14 protein-coding genes are annotated in these 16,015 nt (G+C 67.5%); 6 read left to right on the top strand and 8 right to left on the bottom strand.

Annotation, left to right across the window (positions count from 1 at the left end):
* Positions 1–186 precede the first annotated feature (186 nt).
* Genes ACYQ5L_RS03175 through ACYQ5L_RS03190 form a run of 4 tightly spaced genes read right to left on the bottom strand, consistent with a single transcriptional unit; the run spans position 187 to position 3,673 of the window.
* Positions 187–1,269 carry an NAD(P)H-dependent flavin oxidoreductase gene (locus ACYQ5L_RS03175; protein WP_459955343.1) on the bottom strand — a complete coding sequence of 361 codons (1,083 nt, stop codon included), beginning with the start codon at positions 1,267–1,269 and terminating at the stop codon, positions 187–189.
* Positions 1,266–2,024, bottom strand: a complete 759-nt coding sequence (locus tag ACYQ5L_RS03180) for a CoA-transferase subunit beta (RefSeq protein WP_459955344.1) — start codon at positions 2,022–2,024, stop codon at positions 1,266–1,268. Before ACYQ5L_RS03180 ends, ACYQ5L_RS03175 begins: the two co-directional genes overlap by 4 nt.
* Positions 2,021–2,902, bottom strand: coding sequence for a CoA transferase subunit A (locus tag ACYQ5L_RS03185; RefSeq protein WP_459955345.1), 882 nt, complete (start codon positions 2,900–2,902; stop codon positions 2,021–2,023). The genes ACYQ5L_RS03180 and ACYQ5L_RS03185 overlap by 4 nt, the downstream gene beginning before the upstream one ends.
* 6 nt (positions 2,903–2,908) lie before the next feature.
* A complete protein-coding gene (locus ACYQ5L_RS03190; RefSeq protein ID WP_459955346.1) occupies positions 2,909–3,673 on the bottom strand; it encodes an enoyl-CoA hydratase family protein in 765 nt (254 codons plus the stop codon).
* Positions 3,674–3,739: 66 nt separating this feature from the next.
* Here ACYQ5L_RS03190 and ACYQ5L_RS03195 point away from each other — a divergent pair, with 66 nt between their 5' ends.
* The 5 genes from ACYQ5L_RS03195 (at position 3,740) to ACYQ5L_RS03215 (ending at position 8,991) form a co-directional block, all read left to right on the top strand.
* Positions 3,740–4,528 carry an SDR family oxidoreductase gene (locus ACYQ5L_RS03195; protein ID WP_459955348.1) on the top strand — a complete coding sequence of 263 codons (789 nt, stop codon included), beginning with the start codon at positions 3,740–3,742 and terminating at the stop codon, positions 4,526–4,528.
* A 120-nt stretch (positions 4,529–4,648) separates the two neighbouring features.
* Entirely contained in the window at positions 4,649–5,560 is a 912-nt protein-coding gene (locus tag ACYQ5L_RS03200) for an SDR family oxidoreductase (protein ID WP_459955350.1), read from the top strand.
* A 614-nt stretch (positions 5,561–6,174) separates the two neighbouring features.
* The gene (locus ACYQ5L_RS03205) at positions 6,175–7,452 is read left to right on the top strand and encodes a hypothetical protein (RefSeq protein WP_459955351.1); all 1,278 of its coding nucleotides are present in this window, start codon (positions 6,175–6,177) and stop codon (positions 7,450–7,452) included.
* A 10-nt stretch (positions 7,453–7,462) separates the two neighbouring features.
* Positions 7,463–7,975 (top strand): ImmA/IrrE family metallo-endopeptidase, encoded by a 513-nt coding sequence (locus tag ACYQ5L_RS03210; protein WP_459955353.1) that lies wholly within the window; start codon positions 7,463–7,465, stop codon positions 7,973–7,975.
* The gene (locus tag ACYQ5L_RS03215; protein WP_459955355.1) at positions 7,972–8,991 is read left to right on the top strand and encodes a hypothetical protein; all 1,020 of its coding nucleotides are present in this window, start codon (positions 7,972–7,974) and stop codon (positions 8,989–8,991) included. The genes ACYQ5L_RS03210 and ACYQ5L_RS03215 overlap by 4 nt, the downstream gene beginning before the upstream one ends.
* Positions 8,992–9,384: 393 nt before the next feature.
* On the opposite strand, the gene ACYQ5L_RS03220 is transcribed toward ACYQ5L_RS03215, so the two are convergent.
* Positions 9,385–9,801, bottom strand: a complete 417-nt coding sequence (locus tag ACYQ5L_RS03220) for a helix-turn-helix domain-containing protein (RefSeq protein WP_011207048.1) — start codon at positions 9,799–9,801, stop codon at positions 9,385–9,387.
* 361 nt (positions 9,802–10,162) lie between these two features.
* Complete coding sequence (locus ACYQ5L_RS03225; protein ID WP_459955358.1) at positions 10,163–11,329, bottom strand: steroid 3-ketoacyl-CoA thiolase; 1,167 nt, start codon at positions 11,327–11,329, stop codon at positions 10,163–10,165.
* 207 nt (positions 11,330–11,536) lie between these two features.
* On the opposite strand from ACYQ5L_RS03225, the gene ACYQ5L_RS03230 reads away from it, so the two are divergent.
* Positions 11,537–12,745 carry a cytochrome P450 gene (locus ACYQ5L_RS03230; protein ID WP_459963310.1) on the top strand — a complete coding sequence of 403 codons (1,209 nt, stop codon included), beginning with the start codon at positions 11,537–11,539 and terminating at the stop codon, positions 12,743–12,745.
* A 373-nt stretch (positions 12,746–13,118) separates the two neighbouring features.
* Here the strand turns inward: ACYQ5L_RS03230 and ACYQ5L_RS03235 are convergent, their stop codons facing one another.
* Positions 13,119–14,120: a sigma-70 family RNA polymerase sigma factor gene (locus ACYQ5L_RS03235; protein ID WP_459955360.1), complete on the bottom strand. Its 1,002-nt coding sequence runs from the start codon at positions 14,118–14,120 to the stop codon at positions 13,119–13,121.
* A gap of 165 nt (positions 14,121–14,285) precedes the next feature.
* On the bottom strand, positions 14,286–15,935 hold the full coding sequence (locus ACYQ5L_RS03240) for an acyl-CoA synthetase (protein WP_459955361.1): 1,650 nt from the start codon (positions 15,933–15,935) through the stop codon (positions 14,286–14,288).
* Between the last annotated feature and the right edge of the window lie 80 nt (positions 15,936–16,015).

Genomic DNA, 16,015 nt, shown 5'->3' on the forward strand with positions numbered 1-16,015 from the left:
TGGCAGCCGCCCGGCTCCGGGGCACTCCGATTTCGCCGTGCCCGAAGACGCGAAGACCGTCCCCGGGCGAGAGGTACCGGGGACGGTCCGTGCGCGACCGAACGGCTGTTGCCGCGCAAAGGATCCGGTGTCATCCGGATCCGAAGTGCGCGGCCGATTGTGTCGGCCGCGCAGTATGGGGGTGATTCAGGCGGTGGCGGCGTCGGAGACGCGGTATGTCGACAGGCTGTCGATTCGCGCCACCGCGTCGGTCATGATGCGGTCGACGAGTTCCTGGACCGTGGGGAGGTCCTCGATGATGCCCGTGACCTGCCCGGCGGCGAGCACGCCCGCCTGGGTGTTCCCTTCCACCAGGCCGGCTTTGAGCAGCATCGGCGTATTGGCCGCCATGATCACCTGCGACCAGGTGAGATCCTTGTGCTTGCGCATGGCGAGGCCGTCCTTGACGATGGTCGACCACTTCATGCCGGTCATGCCCTTGAACCTCATGGCGTTACCGGCCGCCGCGAGGAATCCGCGCGCCTTGCCCGAGTGTTCCAGCTTCTGCACCAGCTCGGTGTTGAGCACCCGGTGCGGCATCCCGTCGACCTTGGTGGAGACCACGGTGTCCTGCAGGCCGCGCCGCAGATACTCCTGTTTGACCGAGTCCGGCACACTGCTTTCCCGAGTGAGCAGGAAGCGAGTGCCCATTGCCACGCCCGCCGCGCCGTAGGACAGCGCCGCGGCCAGACCGCGCCCGTCGAAGAAGCCGCCACCGGCGACGACCGGGATGTCGACCGCATCGAGGACCGAGGGCAGCAGCAGCGTGGTGGCGACCGGACCGGTGTGGCCGCCGCCTTCACCGCCCTGCACGATGACCGCGTCCGCGCCCCAGGACGCCACCTTGACCGCGTGCTTGGCCGCGCCGATGGATGGAATCACCACGACGCCCGCGTCTTTCAGCCGGGCGATGAGCTCCCGCTTCGGCGCCAGCGCGAACGAGGCGACCTTCACCCCTTCTCGGATGAGCAGTTCGATCCGCTCCGGCGCATCGGTGGCGTCGGCGCGGATGTTCACGCCGAACGGTTTGCCGGTCTGCGATCTGGTTTTCGCGATCGCGGCTTCCAGCTCGGCGAAGGTCATGGTCGCCGAGGCGAGAATGCCGAGCCCGCCGGCATTCGCCGTGGCCGATACCAGGCTCGGACCGGCGACCCAGCCCATGCCGGTCTGCACGATGGGATGCTCGATGCCGACCAGCTCGGTCAGCGGGGTCTTCAGCCGCGGTGTCATGCCGTCACCTCCTTCTCCCGGAAGCCCTTGGGGTCCAGCACGGTTCGAATGATCCGCAGCTCTTCCTCGGTGGGCAGCCGGGTCTCGCCCGCCGCGGCGAGCCCGGCGATCTCGAAGGAGGTGTTCTCGGCGACCTCGTCCGCGGTCACGCCGGGATGCAGCGACAGCGCGCGCAGGGTGTGCTCCGGCCCGCCGAAGTCGAAGACGCCCAGGTTCGAGACCACCCGGTGCAGGTGGTGGAAGCGGAACGCGGGATTCTCCGGATCGACCTTGTCGTAACCGATTCCGGAGACGATGTCGACGTTCTCGCAGAACACCCGCTTGGTGTGCTTGGGCACGAAGTAACTGGTGGCGTGGTTGATGGTATTGCCGGGCGCGCCGCGCACGCCGAACATCTGCCGGGTCGGCCGCTGCAGCGGGCCGAAGGCCGAGAGGTTCTGATTGCCATAGCGGTCCAGCTGATTCGCGCCCATGACGACATGCCGGCGGCCGGAGGCGACCACGTCGAACACCTTGGAGAACGGAATCCAGCCCTCGATCGGCGCCTTGCCGCCGATGGCCGGAACCTCGGCGAAGAACAGCGCTTCGCCATCGGACAGCAGCAGGTCCGGCTCGAAGGTCAGGCGCGCCAGTCGCGCTCCGATGGTGGTGATGGTGGACATGGGGCTGGCCATGATCTCGCCCGCGCCCCGGAAGATCTCGGCGGCCGCGACGACGCAGATCTCGGCCCTGGTAATGGTCTGGGTGTCGCTCATTGCTGCTGCTCCTCGGCGAAAGCGCGGACGGCGGCCTGGTATTCGTCCTCGGGCACGTCCAGATAACGGGCCTTGAACTCCGCCCACGATTCGGGCGTCTCGGCGGCCGCCACATAGTGGCGCTGGAACCTCTCGTCCCGGCCGTAGCTGCCGGAGAAGGTGAAGTGCGCGCCGCCCGGCGCCTCGACCACGCCGTCGACCATCATGCGATTGAGGATGATCGCCTGCTGTGGAACGGCTTTCACCAGCTCGTCGGTCTCGACCAGTCGATCCACCGACAGGTACCGCCGCTCGGCGGCGAGCGCGTACAGATCGTCGAAGTACGGATCCACGCCGGTGTAGGCGGCATTGCCGTGCTTGTCACCCAGATCCAGGTGCACGAAGGCGGCATCCAGATTCAGCGCGGGCATGGCGATGAGGGTCTCGCCGCGCCCGTCGGCATCCTGGTACGGGGACTGCACGGTTTTCAGCTCGCCCTCCCAGAAATCCACGACGGCCGAACCCAATCCGGCGCGAATGGGCAGGAACGGCAGTCGCGCGGCGGCCGCTTGCAGGCCGCACTTCACCATGCCCTCGTCCATCTCGCGCACGGTGATCTCGCCGCCGGTGCGCGCCTTGGCGAACCAGGGATCGTAGAACGGCGCGGAATCCAGGGATACGAAGCCGTAGTACGCCTTTCGCACCTTGCCCGCCGAGCACAACAGGCCCAGATCGGGTCCGCCGTAGGTGACGACCGTCAGATCCCTGATATCGGACTTGAGAATCGCCCGCACGAAGGCCAGCGGTTTGCGTCGCGAACCCCATCCGCCGATGCCGATGGTCATTCCGCTGCGCAGCTCGCCGACGACCTCGTCGAGCGTCATTCGCTTGTCGCGCATGGCTTTCTACTTCCCCTTCTTCTGCGCGGCCAGATCGTCGTCGAAGCGCGCCCGGATCTCGTCCGCCACGCCCGCCAGGTTGAGCTCCATGGTGAAGCCCTGCTCGAACCGGTAGGAGCGGTGCACGTCCTGCACGTCGATGCCGTTGAGCGCCTTCTTGGCGGCGCGGATGACCCGGCCGTCCTTGTTGGCGATGTTCTTGGCGACTTCCATTGCGGCGGCGTCGAGTTCGGCCCGCGGCACCACCTTGTACACCGACCCGTAGTGGTGCAGCTGCTGCGCGGTGAGGGTGCCCGCGGTGTAGAACATGGTCCGCATCAGATGCTGGGGCACCAGCCGCGCGAGGTGGGTGGCCGCGCCGAGCGCGCCGCGATCCACCTCGGGCAGTCCGAAGGTGGCGTCGTCGGAGGCCACGATGACATCGGAATTGCCGACCAGCCCGATGCCGCCGCCCAGGCAGAAGCCGTTGACGGCGGTGACGACCGGAACCTGGCAGTCGTAGACGGCGGCGAAGGCCTCGAAGCAGCCGTGATTGGCGCGGATGAGCGCGGTGTGCCCGGTATCCCGGTTCATCTCCTTGATGTCGACACCGGCATTGAATCCCCGCCCCTCCGCACGCAGCACCACGACCCGGGTCTCCGGGTTACGGCCGGCCTCCCGGATGGCGTCGGCCAGGGCGAACCAGCCGTCCGAGGGCAGGGCGTTGACCGGCGGGTAGTCGACGGTGACGACGTCGACGCCCTCGGTTTCGGTGTGACGGTTGATCCCCATCGCGTGTCCTTGGAGTTGTAGGAGCCATCATTGGCAAAACAAGCAAGTGCTTGGTAGGTTAGCACGGTGGCAATCGAAGTGAACCTCTCCGGCTCGGTCGTCCTGGTCACCGGCGGCGTGCGCGGGGTCGGTGCCGGTATCAGCCGGGTCTTCCTGGACGCCGGCGCGACCGTGGTGGCCTGCGCCCGGCGGCCCGCGGACGTGCCCGTGCGGAGCGGCGTACGGGGTATCGACTTCCTGCCGTGCGATGTGCGCGACCCGGATTCGGTGCGCGAGCTGATCGGCGCCGTGGTGGCGAAGTACGGGCGGATCGACACCGTGGTCAACAATGCGGGCGGCGCGCCGTTCGCCCTGGCCGCCGACGCCAGCGCCAACTTCCATGCCAAGATCGTGCAGCTGAACCTGCTTGCCCCGCTGCTGGTTTCACAGGTCGCCAACGAGGCGATGCAGCAGCAGGAGACCGGCGGGTCGATCGTGATGATCTCCTCGGTCTCCGGGCACCGGCCCTCGCCGGGCACCGCCGCCTACGGCGCCGCGAAAGCCGGTGTGGACAGCCTGGTTTCGTCCCTGGCCGTGGAATGGGCCCCGAAGGTGCGGGTCAACTCGGTCATCGTCGGCCTGGTCGACACCGAGTCCTCGCACCTGCACTACGGCGACGAGGAGGGCATCGCCGCCGTCGCGCGCACCGTGCCGATGCAGCGCATGGCCGTGCCCGAGGATATCGGCCACACCGCCGCCTTCCTGGCCTCGCCGCTGGCCTCCTACATCAGCGGCAGCGCGCTGCTGGTGCACGGCGGCGGCGAGAAGCCGGCCTTCCTCGAAGCATCCACCGCCGACGTCCCCGCCGGCCACTAGACGCTCCTCCCTTCCGGAGGTGCCGACGTTCCAGCTGGCCGCAGGGCCCTTCTCCCTCCCGGGGGGCGTTGGGGGCGTAGTCCCCAACTTCCCTTCTTTCACTCCAGCGAGGTAATCGATATGACCGACAACAAGATCTGCGAAGGCCGCGTGGTCATCGTGACCGGCGCCGGTCGCGGTATCGGCCGCGCGCACGCGCTCGCCTTCGCCGCCGCGGGCGCCAAGGTCGTGGTGAACGATCTGGGCGCCGAGTTGGATGGCGCGCCCAGCCCGGAGTCCCCGGCCGCCCAGGTGGCCGAGGAGATTCGCGCCGCCGGCGGCGAGGCCGTCGTGAACGGCGACGACGTCTCCGACTGGGAGGGCGCCCGCCGCATGATCGCCACCGCCGTCGAGACTTTCGGCCGGCTCGACATCCTGGTGAACAATGCGGGAATCGTTCGTGACCGGATGCTGGTCAATCTCGGCGAGGACGAGTGGGACGCCGTCATCAAGGTGCACCTGAAGGGTCACTTCGCCCCCATGCGGCACGCCGCGGAGTACTGGCGCAATGAATCCAAGGCCGGCCGGCAGCCCGAGGCCCGGATCATCAACACCAGTTCCGGTGCGGGCCTGCTGGGTTCGGTGGGCCAGGGCAACTACTCGGCCGCCAAGGCGGGCATCGCGGGCCTGACCATCACGGCGGCAGCGGAATTCGCGCGCTACGGCATCACCGTCAATGCCATCGCCCCGGCCGCGCGCACCCGCATGACCGAGACCGTCTTCGCCGACACCATGGCCGCCCCGGAGCAGGGCTTCGACGCCATGGCTCCGGAGAATGTGTCCCCGCTGGTGGTGTGGCTGGGCAGCGCCGATTCCGCCGGCGTCACCGGCCGCATGTTCGAGGTGGAGGGCGGCAAGGTGACCGTGGCCGACGGCTGGCGGCACGGCGTCTCCATCGATCGCGGTGCGCGCTGGGAGCCGGCCGAGCTCGGTCCGGTGGTGCGCGATCTGCTCGCCAAGGCCACCGTGCCGGAGCCGGTGTACGGCGCCTGATTTCCCAGCCGCGCCACGAGCTTTCGTCGCCGGCGTCCCGGAGTGGGACGCCGGCGATTTTTCTTGCCCGCGACGTGGCCTGTTTTCGGCCACGGCTATCGGTTTTGGGTCGCCGCCGGTGTGCCGGTGCGCCGGAATCGGCGGGCAGCAAGCGTCTGGAGACGCTTGTGAAGCCTGTGATGCTGGCCACTTTCGGAGTGGGATGTGATTCCTGTCGGCAGGTATCGGGTTGTCCGTTTCATCCGAATTGACCGAACGAGCATGGGGCACTTGCGGCAAAACACGTGACAGATGGGGCTGGTGTAGGGGTCTGAGGTTGCGAAGGCGGCCAATTGGCCTGTGCCGCTTGTTGATATTGGGCATGTCGGGGAGGGCGCAGGCGTACGGTTTGTGAGCCCCCCTAATGCCGCCAGAACTTGTGTGGGGTCACATGGTGACCGGTACGATGACCGCGTTCCGCAAAGTTCCGGCAATCGGGGCGACCGGGCATTGTGTGAAACTGTCTCACCCCGCCTGATGCGGGTTGGGATTCCCGTATCGATCGGGGAGCTCTTCCCTACCCGCTGCGGGAGCAAAAGCCGACTGCGCAGTATCGATGAGGGGATGGCTGGCGCATGATCGTTGGTCGCGCATTGCGCCTGGTGGCAGTGATCGCAGCTGTCACCGGCTCGGCCCTGCTCGGGCCAGGGAGCGCCGGTGCGCAGCCGGGCCTCCCGCTCGAGCCCGCGCCGGACGATCCGGGCACCAGCCTGCCCCAGCAGCAAGAGGTCGGCGCGCCGGTCCCGGTGAATCCCGTTGCCGGGCCCGAGGATCTGGTGGCCGCCATCCTGGGTGTCGGCACCGGTTCGGCCGCGGTGGGTTCCGCGGGCGTCGGCTCGGCGGGCGTGGGGTCCGCCGGTCTGGGCACCATCCTCGGCGGTACCGGCTCCGGCGTGCTGGGCACCGGTTCGGCCGCCGTCGGGTCCGCGGGCGCGGGCCTGGGTTCGGCGGCCGTCGGCACCGGCTCGGCCGGTCTGGCCACGGGCTCCGCGGCGCTCGGAACCGGTTCGGCGGCAGTGGGTTCGGCCGGCCTCGGCGCCGGCTCCGCCCTCGGTCTCGGTTCGCTCGGCGTGGGTTCGGCCGGTGTCGGCACCGGTTCGGCGCTGCTGGGCCTGCTGTTCGGAACCGGATCCGCGGCAACGGGTTCGGCCGCGGTCGGCTCGGCCGCCGTGGGCTCCGCCGGAATCGCCGCCTTCTGCACCGGCTCGGCCGCCGTCGGCTCCGCCGGAATCGGTTCCGCCGCCGTGGGTTCCGCCGGTGGTTCGGCGGGCGCCGGTTCGGCGGGCGGCTCGTCCGGAGTCGGTTCGGCCGCGACCGGTTCGACCGGTGTCGGTTCGGCCGCGGTCGGCTCCGCCGGAGCCGGTTCGGCCGCAACGGGTTCCGCGCTGACCGGTTCGGCCGCGACGGGTTCGGCCGCGGTCGGTTCCGCGGCCACCGGGTCCGCCGCGCTCTGCGCCTCCCCGCTGCTGCTCCTGCTGATCCCGCTGCCGAGCCCGCCCGCGCCGGCGCCGCCGCCGATCCCGCTGGAGATCCCGCAGCCCCCGAGCGCACCCGCTCCCGCCGTCGTCGCCCCGGTGGTCGCGCCGGCCCCGCCCGCGCCGGAACCGGCGCCCGCGCCGCCACCGCCGCCCGCTCCGGCGCCGGCTCCCGTTCTCGCGCAACCGGATCCGGACGTGACGCCGACCTCGGCCAAGAGTCCGCTGCCGCCGCTGAAACTGCTGTCGGTGGTGGGCGGCCTGATCGCGCTCACTCTGGCCGGCACCGGTTCGGGCGCGGTGAGCTTCCAGAGCGCGTCGGCGGCGCAGGGCCGGATCGATGCCGCCCGGGCCGCGTTCTTCGGACCGAGGCTGTGAGGGGACCGCGATGACGGAGAGCAAGGCGCATAGCATCGGGTCCTACCGCAGGGTGGCGGCCGCGGTGGACGCCGTGTGCGCGGTGGCCGCCGATTTCGACGCCACCACCCTGGACGAGGTCGTCGCCGCCATCTCGGCGGAGCGGCGCCGGCCCATCGAAATCGCCAGTGCGCAACTGGGTCCGGGCGTGTGCGGTCAGCGCCGCAGCTACCCGGACAAGGATGTGATCGTGCTGGCCCAGGCCCTGCCCAGCCGCGACCACACCCTCGCGCACGAGCTCGGGCACATCGTCTTCGACCATCCGGGCGAGGCGGCGACCGAGGTGGTGCTGGAGGCCAGCGACGATCTCATCGCCTACATGCTCAGCCAGCGCGCCCATCAGAAGATCGTCGATCTGGGCGAGGACGAGCAGTGCGAGTGGGAGGCGGAGACCTTCGCCAGCATGCTCATGACCCGGTTGCGCGTGTTCAACACCCGGGGCGCAGGCGTCTCGGTCCTTCGATTCGATGAGGCACTCGGATGACCTTCTGGTTGACGGCCATGCTGGTCTGGATGGCAGCCGGCGCCCGGGTGGGCCGGGTGCTGGTGAAGCCGGCCACCACCGCGCGCGTGGCCATTGTCGTCGCGGTGGCCGCGGTCGCCCTCACGGTCACCGTCGCCGTGCCGGATATCGGTGTGGCGGTGGACCATATCCTGCCGGCCGGCTTACGCGGCATGTGGCTGTCCGACCGGGCCACCACCGCCGCCTGGATCCTCTTCGCGACCGCCACGGCCGTGGTCGCGGCCGCCGCCTGGCCGGTGGTGTCGCGCCGCAATCTGCGTCAGATCGCCTGGATGATGTATGCGGGCGGTCTCATCGCCATGGTGCTCACGCTCATGTGGTCGGTCACCTTCGGCTGGATGATCGTGCTGCTGGAGTGCGTGTTCATCGTGATCACCGGCGTGCGCAATCTGGACTGGACCACGCTGGGGCGCGGTATCGCCCTGTACACCACCGGAACTCTGCTGGTCGGCGTGCTGGCGGGCCTGTCGGTGCGGCGCAATTTCCAGAATCAGCCCATGGCCGAGCCGGGCGACGGCGATTGGTTCTGGCCTGCCTGGCAGGCGGCGAGCCTGCTCATCGCCATTGGCGCGGTGTGGATCGTGATCGAGCTGTGGGTGCGAGCGCGCAGGCTGCTCAAGGACATTCGGCCGCTGCACCGGGTGCTGATCGGGCGCTTCCCGGAGGTGGTGGCCAAGGATCAGACCGGGTCCACCACCCAGTTGAAGGCCTCCGATCAGGTCGCCCAGATCATGGACGCGCTCTATCTGCAGTCCGGCGGCGGCGTGGAGCTGGCTGCGGCGGGCGCGCCGCCCGAGGCGATAGCCGAGCGCGCGGCGCGGGTCGCGGAGTGGGCGCGGAATCCGTTCGGGGACGTATTGATCGACGGTCGCTGGATTGCTCCGCCGCCGGGCGTCGGGCCGCGCCGCTGGGTGCATGCCATTGCGCGCGCATTCACGGCGAGTAGCGAGAGTCGCACTCCCAGCGGTAGCCGCTGAATCGAACGTTCTATCCACTGAAACGAACCCCTGTGCACAGCACAGGGGTTCGTTTGTCGTACTTCGTGCATTGGGGGCGAAACACTCACAACGCGCAATTCGACATACTGCACAAAACAACTGGTCGGATAACTCGGTATGACCCGAGCGTGTTTATGCCAGGATTGTGCATAATGCACCAGGCGCAGCGTTCTACGCCACATGGCCTCAGTGTCCTGAGACCGGTACAACAGTCTTCGGCCGATCCGAATGGCTCAGCGGAGGAGCGACGCCGCCCTGCAAGCAGCGTCCCTCCGTCCGATCGCCACCGCCACTACGGCGGGAGCAGTCCTGTTACAAACCAACACAGTGCGGCCTCCGAGCCAGCCGCACTGTGTTGCCTTGAGACGGGGCCTATTCCGTGCCGTCCGGAGGAATTTCGGGCAGCCCTTCGGAGGCCCGCAACTTCTCCGCCATGGAGGTGAGGAGGTTCTGAGATTCTTCGGAGAGGTCGAACGCCCTACTCGACAGCCGACGCAGTCCGTAGCCCTGCAGCTGGGACAGCAGCTCTAGATCGTGATCGATCTTGGCAGCGTAGATGTCGTTGAAGAAGTAGTCCGGTTTTACCTTGAAGAACTTTGCCAGCGCGGCCACCGTCTCATCAGACGGGTTGGTCCGCTGTCCCGACCGCAACTGCGACAGATACGGTTTCGAGATCGGATGGCCGGACGCCGTCAAGGCAGCCGCCACCTCTGCGTTCGTGTGCGGCTTACGCCCCGGGGGATGCACGGTTTCGAACAGCTTGTTCAGCCGCGCCGCGAAATCAGCCATTGTGAGCCGCCCAATTCCCTTCGCTGTACTAACAGTCGTTATCTCGGATACGTATCATTGATATTAGCGGCTCAGTAACTGAAAACCTACGCCTGATTCGCGATTTCCTTGAAGCTTCTAGGCGGTGATCCGGGGAACCGGCCGTGGCTTGGGTGTTTGCGGGCCAACCCCACGGTTCTTGCGAGCCGCTTAAGAGCCCCGGTTCTGGCCCGTCGCGAGGGTCTTCTCCGACGGGCCACCGGTAGCCCTAAGATAGCTGACGTCTCATCTTCTTGTCTGTACCGGAGTTTGTGTGGCGTACGCCACGTTTCGTGGCACGTGGGATGAACGTTCAACCATGGCCCAAATTGATTGGTATTGACTAGATCCGCTCGATGATGGTGCCTGTCGCAAGTGCGCCACCGCAGCACATCAGGATCATCGCGGTGCTCTTTCCGGACCGTTCCAACTCGTGCAGCGCCGTGGTGATGAGCCGAGATCCGGTGCTGCCCACCGGATGACCGAGCGCAATTGCACCGCCGTTCACATTCACGCGATCGAAGTCCGGCTTGTGCACCGAGGCCCAGGACAGCACCACCGAGGCGAAGGCCTCGTTGATCTCGAACAAATCGATGTCGGACATGCTCATGCCGCTGCGATCGAGCAGCCGCTGGCAGGCCTGCACCGGGCCGTCCAGGTGGAATTCCGGCTCCGAGCCCACCAGGCACTGCGAGACGATGCGCGCCCGCGGCCGCAAACCCGCACGCTCGGCGGCCTTTTCGTCCATCAGCAGCACCGCGGCCGCGCCGTCGGAGACCTGCGAGGAGGTGCCGGCGGTGTGGATGCCGCCCTCGAGCACCGGCTTCAGTTTGGCCAGGCCCTCTTTGGTGGTCTCGCGCAGGCCCTGGTCCTCGGCGACGTCCAGGGTCTCGCCGGTGAGATTGCCTTCCTTGTCCACCTGCGGTGCGTCCTTCAGGACCAGTACCTCGCGATCGAAACGGCCCTCGGCCCACGCCTGTGCCGCCAGTCGCTGCGAGCGCACGCCCAATTCCTCGACATCGTCGCGAGAAATGCCGCGCCGCTTGGCAATTCGCTCCGCGGCCTCGAATTGGTTGGGCATGTCGATATTCCACGAGGCGGGCCGCCTCGGCCCGGCGTGCGTTCCGACGTTGGCGCCCAACGGAACATGGGACATGGACTCGATGCCGCACGCGAGGCCGATGTCGATGGCGCCGGTGGCGATGAGGCCGGCCACCATGCCCGCGGCCTGCTGCGCGGAACCGCACTGATTGTCGATGGTGACCGCACCGGTCTGCCAGGGCAGCCCGGCATGCAGCCACGCGGTGCGGGTGACATTGTTGGACTGCTCGCCCACCTGCATGACGCAGCCGCCGACCACCTGCTCGACCAGCGCCGGGTCCAGGTGCGCGCGCTCGAGCACACCCTTCTGCGCGGCGCCGAGGATCTCCGCGGCGTGCAGCCCGGCCAGCCAGCCATTGCGCTTTCCGATGGGGGTGCGCGCGGCCTCGACGATGACGGGTGTACCCATTTCTTTCCTTCCGGTGCAGAACTGCAACAGGTTCTCTGCGGGTGGTCAACGTTAGTTAACAGCGTTTTCCATTACCCCTTCTTTTGGTTTACCACCCATGCTTCAATAACGGTAGAACAGGTTTCAGTTAGTCAAAGGAGACAGCTGGTGGTGGAGACGCACACACGCCCGAACGTGCCGGACGGCTTCGATCTCACCGACCCGGAGATGTGGGCGCAGCGCGTGCCCGTCGAGGAACTCGCCGAACTGCGCAAGGCCGCCCCCGTCTGGTGGAACCCCAAGTCCCCGGAGACCGGCGGTTTCCACGACGACGGTTTCTGGGTGGTCAGCAAGCATGCCGACGTCAAGACGGTCTCGCGGCGCGATGATGTGTTCTCCACCTACGAGAACACCGCCATCCCCCGCTTCAACGACGACATCACCCGCGAGCAGATCGAACTGCAGCGCTTCGTCCTGCTGAACAAGGACGCGCCCGAGCACACCAAACTGCGGAAGATCATCTCCAAGGGCTTCACCCCGCGCGTCATCAATGGCCTGCGCGCCGAGCTGACCGCGCGCGCCGAGGCCATCGTGCAAGCGGCGGCGGCCGCCGGGACCGGGGACTTCGTGGAGCAGGTGGCGGCCGAACTGCCGCTGCAGGCCATCGCCGAACTGATCGGCGTGCCCCAGGAGGACCGGTTCAAGCTCTTCAAATGGTCGAATGAGATGACCAGCTACGACGATCCGGACAGCGACGCCGATCCGGTGGTCGCCTCCACCGAGATCCTGGGCTACTCCTACCAGATGGCCGAGGCGCGCCGGGCCTGCCCGGCCGACGATATCGTCACCGAGCTCATCAACGCCGATATGGACGGCGAGGCGCTGCTGCCCGAGGAATTCGGCTTCTTCGTCATGATGCTGGCCGTGGCCGGCAATGAGACCACCCGCAATGCCACCACCCACGGCATGGCCGCCTTCCTCGAAAACCCGGACCAGTGGGAGCTTTTCAAGGCTCAGCGCCCCAGGACCGCCGCCGACGAGATCATCCGCTGGGCCACCCCGGTCAGCACCTTCCAGCGCACCGCGCTCGAGGATGTCGAACTCGGCGGCGCGAATATCAAGAAGGGCCAGCGCGTCCTGCTCTCCTACCGCTCCGCCAACTTCGACGAAGACGTCTTCGACGACCCCTTCACCTTCGATATCCTGCGCGACCCCAACCCCCACCTCTCCTTCGGCGGCACCGGCGCCCACTACTGCATCGGCGCCAACCTGGCCCGCCTGGAAATCGAGATCATCTTCAACGCCATCGCCGACCACATGCCCGACATCACCAAACTCGGCGACCCGAAACGCCTGCGCTCCGGTTGGCTGAACGGCGTCAAGGAATTCCAGGTCGACTACAAGACCGGTGGCGGCGGCTGCCCGGTCGCGCACTGACGCTCAGGGCGCAGCACACCACGCCACGGGGCGCGGCGCACCACGCCACGGGTCTGACCGCACCACGCCACGGGTCTGACCGCACCACGCCACGGGTGTGAGCGCACCACGCCACGGGTGTGAGCGCACTACGCCACGGGTGTGAGCGCACCACGCCACGGGTGTGAGCGCACTACGCCACGGGTGTGAGCGCACCACGCCACGGGGTGTGGGCGCAGCCCACTAAGGGGGTCTGGGGGCTTAGCCCCCCACCCCCTTCCCTCATCCGGAATGAGAAACGGCCCACGGGTTTTCACCCGTGGGCCGTTCGCGCATGTCGCCGGACTGCACCGGACCACCCCGGCGCTCCACCGTGCCCGGCGACAAGGTCCCTTTAGTTCTCCCGGTACTCCATCGGAAGACCGAAGAGCGGGAAGAGCTTATCGGTATCGAGGAAGAAGTTGAGACCCGCGACCCGATCGCCGTCGATCTCGAGCATGGTGATCGACCACGGCACCCAGACGCCGGGCTGATCCGCGCTCGGCTTGTAGTGCGCGAAGGCGGGCATACCGTTGGCGCCGACCGGCACCATCCGCGAATTGCGGCAGGCATGGCCGGTGCCGAGCATGAACGCGGCCACGTTCTGCGGGCCGGAGACCCAGAGCGGGATGGGCGGCATGGACAGCGCCACATCGGCTTTGAGCAGCTCGGTCAGGGCTTCCATATCGTAGGACTCGAACGCCTTGACGAAATCGTCGATGAGCTTGCGCTGCTGCTCATTGGATTCGTCGAAGACATCCGAGGGCGTGGCCACCTCGTTCACCTTGGACATGGTGGCGCGGGCGCGCTGCAGGGCGCTGTTCACCGAGGCGGGCGAGACATTGAGCATGTCCGCGGTCTCGCTGGCCGAGAAGCGCAGCACCTCGCGCATGATCAGGATCGCGCGCTGGGTGGCGGGCAGATGCTGGACCGCGGCCACGAAGGCCAGCCGCAGCGTGTCCTTGGCGCTGGCGGCCTCGGCCGGGTCCGCGCCGAAGGCCAGGGCATTCGGAATCGGTTCCACCCAGACGTAATCCGGCTCCGGCATGGGGAGCGGCGAATCGGGGGTGGAGGGACCGGAGAGGTCCATGGGCCGGGCGCGGCGCTGCGGACCGTCGAGCATGTCCAGGCAGACATTGGTGGTGATCTTGTAGAGCCAGGAGCGCAGACTGGAGCGGCCTTCGAACGCGTCATAGGACTTCCACGCCCGGGTGAAGGCCTCCTGCACCGCGTCCTCGGCTTCGAAGGATGAGCCGAGCATGCGGTACGCGTATGCGCACAGCTCGCGCCGGTGCCCCTCGAACGATTGCAATACCTCGTCCGTGATGGTGCCGGACGGCCCTGCTGGCTTGCTCATGACTGACACTCTTGCACAGGGCACCGACAAGAAACACCGCTCGATTGCGCCATTCTCGCCACTCCTGAAACAGCTGTGCGCACCTGCCTCACCACGGCTTCCCGATCAGCATCGTGCCCGCCTGCATCCGCGGGCGGGCACGGGCCGCATCGGTACGCCGCGGACCTATTTGGTCGTCGGCGCCTGCGCGTGGTGGTCGGCCTCGCGCGCCTCGGTCTGCGCCTTGGCCCACTTGTAGTCGGGCTTGCCGGCGGGGGACCGCTTGATCTCGTCCACGTACCAGAGGCTGCGCGGCATCTTGTAGGAGGAGATCTCCTGAGTCAGCGTGGGGCGCAGCTCTTCCAGGGTGGGCCGCTTGTCGCCGCGGCAGTGCACGACCGCGACCACGCGCTGTCCCCAGCGCTCGTCGGGCACGCCGACCACGAGGGCGTCGAAGACATCGGGATGCGCCTTGAGCGCGCCCTCGACCTCCTCGGGGTAGATCTTCTCGCCGCCGGAGTTGATGGACACCGATCCGCGGCCGAGCATGGTGACGGTGCCGTCCTCCTCCACGCGGGCGTAGTCGCCGGGAATGGAGTAGCGAATCCCGTTGAACTCCTTGAACGTTTCCGCGGACTTGACCGGGTCGTTGTAGTAGCCGAGCGGGATGTTGCCGGTGCGGGCGAGCAGGCCGACCTGTCCGGAGCCGGGCACCACCTCATTGCCGTTCTCGTCGAGCACCTTGGTGGAGCCGTCGATCTTGACGCGCGGTCCGCCGGTGTGGGTGGCGCCCTTGGTCGCCACGGCCAGCCCGCCGAAGCCGGTCTCCGAGGAGCCGATGGAATCGGTGATGAGCGCGTTCGGGAACTTCTCGATGAACTCGTCCTTCAGCGCCGGCGAGAACAGCGCCGCACTGCTGGCCAGCACCCACAGGCTCGAATGCTGGTACGGCGCACCGGTTTCCGGATTGCCCTCGCGCAGCGCGTCGAGCATGGGCCGGGCCATGGCATCGCCGGTAATGAAGATCATGTTCACGCCGTGCCGCTCGATGGCCTGCCACACGCCGTGGCCGCTGAACTCCGGCAGCATGACGGCCTTGCCGCCGTCGAACAGGCTGTGCAGGGTCGCGGTGAACGAGCCGCCGTGGATCAGCGGCGGGATCGGGTAGCGCACCATGGCCGTGGTGCCGCTGGCGCCGCCCTTGGACTGCTCCCACTCGTCCTGGATGAATTCGCCGGTGTAGAAGTTGATGCCGCCGCCGAGGACGCGCCACCAGTCCTCCTGCCGCCACATCACGCCCTTGGGCAGGCCGGTGGTGCCGCCGGTGTAGATCATCATGATGTCGTCGGAGGAGCGCTCCTCGAAATCCCGTTCGCCGTGCGAGCCGGCAAGCGCGGCTTCGTATTCCACCGCATTCGGGGGCAGCGCGAGATCGGTGCCGTCCTCGACGGTGATGACCGATCCGATGGCGGCCACATTGGGCAGCACATTGGCCACCTTGTCGCTGTAGCGGCGCTCGTGGATGAGCGCGACCATATCCGAGTTCGTGAAGATGTATTGCAACTCGTTCTCGACGTACCGGTAGTTCACGTTGATCATGACTGCCCGGGCCTTGAAGATGGCCACCATGGCTTCCACGGCCTCGATGGTGTTGCGCGAGTAGACGCCGACCTTGTCGCCCGGCCGCACCCCCTGTTCCTGCAGGTAGTGTGCGAGCCGATTGGCTCGGTCCTCCAACTCGGCGTAGGTCACCGAACGAGTGTCATCGGCCAGCGCGACACGTTCCGGCATGAGGTCGATGGTGTGCTCGACGAGGTCCGCTATGTTGTAGCTCACAGGATGAAAATAGAACGTGTTCTTGCTCGCCGCAAGGTTGGATTTCGAGACCGGATTCCGCACCGATCGAGCGGGCGATG

The organism is Nocardia sp. IFM 10818 (assembly GCF_054655275.1).